Source organism: Streptomyces sp. SID5910 (assembly GCF_009862125.1).
Lineage (GTDB): Bacteria > Actinomycetota > Actinomycetes > Streptomycetales > Streptomycetaceae > Streptomyces.
Window position 1 is genome coordinate 1 of the sequence record NZ_WWHX01000004.1, and the last position, 7143, is coordinate 7143.

Below are 7143 nucleotides of genomic sequence, written 5' to 3' on the forward strand. Positions count from 1 at the left end.
GCGACAGACACCTTGTCCGGGTGGCGGAATGGCAGACGCGCTAGCTTGAGGTGCTAGTGCCCTTTATCGGGCGTGGGGGTTCAAGTCCCCCCTCGGACACCACAGCAGGACGACGAGATGCCGGCCGGGAGAGATCCTGGCCGGCATCTCGCGTTTTCCCACCTTGCCTCTCTTGTTCCGCAGGGCTGTTTCCCAGGGCGCCGCACTCGCGCGTGACTTTGAAAATGATTATCGATAGCGTGTGGCGGGTGCGGCCCCGCCCTCCCCCCCCCCCGGGAGGGTGTGCCGGGCTGCCCTGCCGTCCCACCGCGCCACGGAAAAGGGGAGTTGTGGCTCATTTACTGGTCGTCGAGAGCTGGGTCGGGTCGATGAGCCGACTGCTGCCGCGAGCGCTGCGGGAGGCGGGGCACGAGTTCACCTTCCTCACCCGCGACCTGCACCACTACCTGCGGTCCGCGCCGGAGGGCACCGCGCACCCGCTGCTCGGCGCCCGCAACGTGCTCACCGCCGACACCAACGACACCGGGACCCTCCTGCCCCACGTCGAGCGACTGCACGAGCTCCTGGCCTTCGACGGCGTCCTGACCTCCTGCGACTACTACCTGCCGGCGGTCGCGCGGATCGCCGCTCGCCTCGGACTGCCCGGCCCCGGGGCGGAGGCCGTCGAGAGTGCCTGCCGCAAGGACGTCACCCGCCGCGTCCTCGCCGACGCCGGACTGCCCGGCCCCCGCTTCGCCGTCCACGAGGAGTGGACCGACCTGGCCCGGGCCGCGTCCGCGATCGGCTACCCGCTGGTCGTCAAGCCGGTCGACCTCTGCGCCGGCATGCTCGTACGGCGCGTGGACGACGAGACGCAGCTCGCCGCCGCCGTCCTCGCCCTCGCCGACTTCCCCGTCAACGCGCGCGGCCAGCGGCGCTCGCCCGCCGTGCTCCTGGAGGAACTGCTCGACGGGCCCGAGGTCAGCGTCGAGACCGTCTCCCACGACGGCGCCGTCCATGTCGTCGGCATCACCGACAAGAGCGTCGGCGGCGCCCCCGCCTTCGTCGAGACCGGCCACATGTTCCCCGCCGCCCTGACACCCGCGGACGCCGAGGCCGCCGAGCGGACCGCGCTGCACGCCCTGAAGGCGCTCGGCCTCACCGACGGCGTCGTGGCCCACACCGAGATCAAGCTGACCACCGCCGGCCCGCGCGTCGTCGAGGTCAACCCCCGGCCCGCCGGCAACCGCATCACCGAGCTGGTCCGCCACGTCACCGGCATCGACCTCGCCGCCGCCTTCGTGGACGTCTCCCTGGGCCGCGCCCCCGACCTGCGCCGCACCGACACCGGACTGCGCAGCGCCGCCATCGGCTTCCTGGTGCCCGACACCACGGGCACCCTCCATGCCCTCGACGCCGGGGGACCCCCGACCGTGCCGGGCGTGCTGGAGGTCCAGCTCCCCGCCCCCGGCCGCACGGTCACGGCGGCCGGCAGCAACAACGAGTACCTCGGCCACGTCATGACCGGCGACCCGGACGGGCCCGGCGCCCGTGACCGTGCCGAGGCCCTGCTGACCGAGCTGCGCGCGGGGCTGGTCATCCGATGACCGCCACCGTCCCGCTGTCCACCGGCGTGATGACCTACGACGACCTGGTCGGCCAAGTCCTCGCCGGCGCGCTCGGCCCCGACCCGGCCGCGCAGCGCGTCACCGTCGCCTTCACCACCCGGCAGGCCGTCCGGCACACCGGCCGCGGCACCGGCTACCGCAACGAAGTGCTCAGCCTGCGCCTGGACGCGGCCGTCGGCAGCTGCGCGGTCGAGCCCGGCGACCTGCCCGACCATGCGCTGGACGACTGCGTCGGCGCCGACGTGGCCCGGCTCCTGGACCATCCGCTGCCGGCCGTCCGCGTGGCCGCCCTCGACGCCTACCTGATGCACGTCACCCCGCACACTCCCGAGCACGGCGCCTGTCCGCACCCGCTGTCCGCCGGGTCGTCGCTGGAGAAGTCGCGGGCCCGGGCGGCGGCCGTGACCGACCTGCTCGACCTGCCCGAGGATGCCGTCGTGCTCGTGGTCGGCGTCGTCAACTCGCTCCTGGAAGCGCTGCGTTCGCGCGGCCTCCGCTACGTGCCCTGCGACCTCAAGGGCGGCACCACCGAGTGGGGAGAGCCCGTCCGCACCGACGCGCTCGCCGCCGCCGACCACTGCGACGCGCTGCTCGTGTCCGGCATGACCCTCGGCAACGGCACCTTCGAACCGCTGCGACGGCACGCCCTGCGCCACGGCAAGCAGCTGGTCGCGTTCGCCCAGACCGGCAGCGCCGTCCTGCCCCGGCTCCTCGGCCACGGGGTGAGCGCGGTGTGCGCGGAGCCGTACCCCTTCTTCTGGCTCGACGGCGGACCCGGCACCCTCCACCGCTACCGCCACCGGGCCAACGGCCGTATCGGGGGAGCCCGATGACCACGGCCGCCGTACGTCCCACCGCCCGCCGCGAACTGCTCACGCTGCTCGGCCGCACCCCGACCGTGCGCATCACCGCAGGACTGCCCGGACCCCACCCCGGCTTCTGGGCCAAGCTCGAAGGACTCGCGGCCGGCGGCATGAAGGCCCGGGCCGCCGTCTCCATGCTGCTCGGCGCCCGCGAACGCGGCGAACTGCTGCCCGGCGCCCCGGTGGTGGAGTCCACCTCCGGCACGCTCGGCCTCGGGCTGGCCTTCGCGGGACAGGCCCTCGGCCACCCCGTCGTCCTGATCGGCGACCGCGAACTGGAGCCGTGCATGCGGCAGTTGCTGCACGCCCACGGTGTCCGCCTCGAACTCGTCGACCGGCCCGCGCCCGAAGGCGGCTGGCAGGCCGCACGCCTCGCCCGGCTGCGCGAACTGCTCGCCGCCCTGCCCGGCGCGTACTGGCCCGACCAGTACAACAACCCCGACAACACCGCAGGTTACGCGTCTCTCGCCGCCGAACTCGCCACCCAGGTCGACCACCTCGACGTCCTGGTGTGCAGCGTCGGCACCGGCGGACACAGCGCCGGCGTCATCGGCCCGCTGCGCCGCCACTGGCCCGCGCTGCGCCTGATCGGCGTGGACGCCACCGGCTCCACCATCTTCGGGCAGCCCGCCCGGCCCCGCCTGATGCGCGGCCTCGGCAGCAGCATCCACCCCCGCAACGTGGCCTACGACGCCTTCGACGAGGTCCACTGGATCGGCCCCGCCGAAGCCGTCGACAGCTGCCGGCGGCTCGCCCGGGGCAGCTTCGTCAGCGGCGGCTGGAGCACCGGCGCCGTCGCCCGCGTCGCCGCCTGGGCCGCCCGCGTCCACCCCGGGGCGGTCGTCGCCACCGTCTTCCCCGACGGCCCTCACCGCTACCTCTCCACCGTCTACGACGACGACTTCACCACCGCCCACGGGCTCGACCCGGCCACGGCGGCCACCCGGCCCGTCGAGATCCCGTACCCGTACGCGGCCGAGGCCACCGGCTGGGCCCGCTGCACGACCGTCACCGATCCGATACGGCCCCGCGTTCCGGGGCCCGTCAAGGAAGAACGCCCGTGAAGGCCACCACGCGCACCGTACGGCTCGTCCTCGCCGAGCCGCTGCGCATCTCCCGCTCCACCACGACCGCGCGCGACGCCGTGTGGCTGACCGTCACGCACGACGGACTGCACGGCCACGGCGAGGCCGTCACCAGCGTCTACTACGGACTCGACACCCCGACCCTGCAACGTCACCTCGCCGCCGTCGCCCTGGACCGTTTCGCCGGGCCGGACGACGCCCTGGAGGCACTGCGGGAAGGGAAGCTCGCCCCCGCGGGCTCCCCGCCCGCCGTCACCGCGGCCGTCGAGTCCGCGCTCCTCGACCTGGCCGGCCGGCACGCCGGCGCCCCCGTCCACCGCCTCCTCGGCGCCCCGGCCGCCCCCGCCGCCGTCACCGCCCGCACCATCGGCATCACCACCCCCCTCCGCGCCGCCGCCGAGGCCCGCCGCCTCACCGCCGCCGGCTTCCAGGTCCTCAAGATCAAGGCGGGCGCCGACGACCCCGAGGAGGACGTGGAGCGCGTACGGGTCGTCCGCGACGCGGCCCCAGGGGCCCGGCTGCTCCTCGACCCCAACGGCGCCTGGAGCACCGCCCGGGCCGAAACCATGCTGCCGCGCTTCGCCGAGCTGGGCGTCGAGGCCGTGGAGCAGCCCATCGCCCCCGGCGACCCCGAGGCGCTGGCCCGCCTCGCCGCACGCTCACCGCTGCCCGTGATCGCCGACGAGGACGCCGTCGGCCTGGACGACGCCCGGCGCCTCGCCGGACGCGTCCACGGCGTCAACGTCAAGCTCGCCAAGTGCGGCGGCGTCCACGCGGCCCTGCGCATCGCCGAGGCCCTACGGGGCAGCGGCACCGCGCTGATGCTCGGCTGCCTCACCGCCAGCACCCTCGGTCTCGCCCCCGCCGTCCACCTCGCCGACCGCGCCCGCTGGGCCGACCTCGACGGCCACCTGCTGCTCGCCCACGACCCGTGGACCGGCATCGGCGGCGCGGACGGCCACGTCCGGGCGAGCGACCGGCCCGGGCTCGGCGTCGAGGAGGTGGCCCCGTGCTGAAGCGGCGGACCGACGCGACGCGGCCGGCCGTGCGATCGCGGGGGACCTGGCAGGAGATACGCCGGTTCCCGCTCGCCGTGCGCCTCCTGCTCGTCAACCAGCTCGGCGTCAACACCGGCTTCTACCTCCTCGTCCCCTACCTGGCCACCCACCTGGGCCAGAACCTGGGCCTGTCCGCGGCCGTCGTCGGCGTCGTCCTCGGCGTGCGCAACCTGAGCCAGCAGGGCCTGTTCCTCATCGGGGGCTCCGCCGCCGACCGCCTGGGCGCCCGCGGCGTCATCATCGCCGGATGCGCCCTGCGCACCGCCGGTTTCGCGCTCTTCGCGCTCGGCGACGACCTGGCCGTGCTGCTCGCCGCGTCCGTGCTGAGCGGTGTCGCCGGCGCGCTGTTCAACCCGGCCGTGCGGACCTATCTCGCGCAGGAGGCGGGGGAGCGCAAGGCCGAGGCGTTCGCGCTGTTCAACGTCTTCGCCACCACCGGCGCCCTGATCGGCCCCCTGCTCGGCAGCGCGCTACTGCTGGTCGACTTCCGCACGTCGGCGCTGACCGCCGCCGGGATCTTCGCCGTGCTCACGGTGGCCCAGGCGCTGGTCCTGCCCGCCCGGAAGGCGACCCCGAGCGACGGCACGGTCCTCGGCGACTGGCGCGAGGTCGTCGGCAACCGCGCCTTCCTCGCCTTCGCCTGCGTCATGACCGGAATGTTCACGCTGGAGAGCCAGCTGTACCTGCTGCTGCCCGAGGGGGCCCGCCGGGCCACCGGCTGGGACGGCGCCGCCGGGCTCGTCTTCCTCGTCGGCACCCTCGCCAACCTGGCCCTCCAGCTCCGTATCACCCGGGCCCTCAAGGCACGTGGCGGCAGGGCGGGTTGGATCGCCGCCGGCCTCGCCCTGATGGGGCTGGCGTTCGTGCCGCCCGCGTTGGCCTCCGGCGGTACGTCCGACGGGGTCCTCGCCGCCGTACCGGTGCTGCTCGGCGCCCTGCTGCTGTATCTCGGCCTGATGGTCGCCTCGCCGTTCGTGATGGAGCTGATCCCGCGCTTCGGCCGCCCCGAACTGACCGGCACCTGCTTCGGGGTCTTCTACGTCGTCTCCGGCGTCGCCGCCGCCGTCGGCAACACCGCCGTGGGCTGGGCCATGGACACCGGCGACCACCGCGACGCCGCCTGGCTGCCCTGGGTGTGCTGCGCCCTGATCGGCCCGGCGGCCGCGGCCGGGACCGTGTGGCTGTCCCGCCGCGGCGCCCTGCCCGGCCGGCCGGCACCGGCCGTGCCCGCGGCGGAGAGGAGCCCCGCGTGACCACGTCCGGCACCGGCGGGAGCGGCGACCGCGCCATATCCTCCGGAGAGAGCAGCGACCGTCGTCCTCCACCCGGGGCGAGCGGCGACCGCCCGATACCCGGGGCGAGCGGCGACCGTCCTCTACCCGGGGAGCACGGCGACCACCCCATACCCGGAGCGAGCCGCGCCCGTCCTGCACCCGGGGACCACGGCGACCGCCCCGCACCCGGCCCGAACGGCGACGGCAACGGCCGTCCCGCACCCGGCGAGAGCGGCGACAGCCGACCCGCACCCGGCGAGGGCGGCAACCACCCCCTACCCGGGAACCTGCTCACCGACCACCCCGACCTCTACGAGGCCCGCTTCCCCGACCCCCGCCGGCTCGCCGCCCGTTGGGCCGAGGACTGCCTCCTGCGCCACCGCGCCGGCCCCCGCGTCCTGGACCTGGGCTGCGGCACCGGACGCGACGCCGCCCACCTGCACCAGGCCGGCCGGCGGGTCACCGGCGTCGACCTCTCCGAGACGATGCTCGCGCACGCCCGTGCCCGTCACCCCGGGCCCGGCTACGTCCGCGCGGACCTGCGCGGCTTCGACCTGGGCCCGCGCGCGTTCGACGCGGTGGTGTGCCTCGACAGCGCCCTGCTGTACTGCCACACCGGTGACGCACTCGACGGGTTCCTCACCTCCTGTCGGCACGCCCTCACCCCGGGCGGCCTCCTGGTGGCGGAGATGCGCAACGGCGCCTACTTCCTCGGCCGTACGGACCTCCTGGACACGCCCACGGCTCACCAGTTCACCTGGCGGGGCGCCGTCCACCGCTCCGTCACCACGCTCACCGTGGACCGTACGGCCCAGCTCCTGCGCCGTACCCGCGTATGGACCACCGACGACGCCTCCGCATCGCCCGTCGAGCAGCACTCCGCGTGGCGGCTGCTGTTCCCGCAGGAACTGCGTCACCTCCTCACCCGCCACGGCTTCGACGTCCTCGAACTCCACGACGGACCCGGACCGCGCACCGAACCTCCCTGGCGGCCCGGCCTGTTGCCCGGCACGACGGCCGACGCCGACCGGCTGCACGTCGTCGCGCGCCTGGCCGGCCCGCGCTGAACCCCCACGCCCTTCCCCGACCACCACTCGCAGAAGAGACCCGACATGCACGCAGAACACCTTCCCGGCCTGCACCGACGCGGCTTCCTCGCGGCCACCACCGGCGCCGCCGCGCTCACCCTCGTCGGCTGCGGCGGCTCCGACGGCCCCGGCGGCACGGACGACGAGGGCGGTGCCCCCCGCCGCGGC

At 75.2% G+C, this 7143-nt stretch carries 6 protein-coding genes and 1 tRNA gene; all 7 read left to right on the forward strand.

All coding sequences use genetic code 11. The annotated features are described in order from the left end of the window. Nucleotides 1-14: 14 nt before the first annotated feature. The 7 genes from GTW67_RS00305 (at nucleotide 15) to GTW67_RS00335 (ending at nucleotide 6954) form a co-directional block, all read left to right on the forward strand. A tRNA-Leu gene (locus GTW67_RS00305) sits at nucleotides 15-102 on the forward strand. A 227-nt stretch (nucleotides 103-329) separates the two neighbouring features. Beyond that, complete coding sequence (locus tag GTW67_RS00310; RefSeq protein ID WP_346010522.1) at nucleotides 330-1586, forward strand: ATP-grasp domain-containing protein; 1257 nt, start codon at nucleotides 330-332, stop codon at nucleotides 1584-1586. Next, nucleotides 1583-2440, forward strand: coding sequence for a hypothetical protein (locus tag GTW67_RS00315; RefSeq protein WP_161162761.1), 858 nt, complete (start codon nucleotides 1583-1585; stop codon nucleotides 2438-2440). The genes GTW67_RS00310 and GTW67_RS00315 overlap by 4 nt, the downstream gene beginning before the upstream one ends. After that, complete coding sequence (locus tag GTW67_RS00320; RefSeq protein WP_161162762.1) at nucleotides 2437-3534, forward strand: PLP-dependent cysteine synthase family protein; 1098 nt, start codon at nucleotides 2437-2439, stop codon at nucleotides 3532-3534. The genes GTW67_RS00315 and GTW67_RS00320 overlap by 4 nt, the downstream gene beginning before the upstream one ends. Continuing rightward, nucleotides 3531-4571, forward strand: coding sequence for an enolase C-terminal domain-like protein (locus GTW67_RS00325; protein ID WP_161162763.1), 1041 nt, complete (start codon nucleotides 3531-3533; stop codon nucleotides 4569-4571). Before GTW67_RS00320 ends, GTW67_RS00325 begins: the two co-directional genes overlap by 4 nt. Continuing rightward, complete coding sequence (locus GTW67_RS00330; RefSeq protein ID WP_524539730.1) at nucleotides 4565-5866, forward strand: MFS transporter; 1302 nt, start codon at nucleotides 4565-4567, stop codon at nucleotides 5864-5866. Before GTW67_RS00325 ends, GTW67_RS00330 begins: the two co-directional genes overlap by 7 nt. Before the next feature lie 308 nt (nucleotides 5867-6174). After that, nucleotides 6175-6954, forward strand: a complete 780-nt coding sequence (locus GTW67_RS00335; RefSeq protein WP_161162766.1) for a class I SAM-dependent DNA methyltransferase — start codon at nucleotides 6175-6177, stop codon at nucleotides 6952-6954. The last annotated feature ends 189 nt before the right edge of the window (nucleotides 6955-7143 follow it).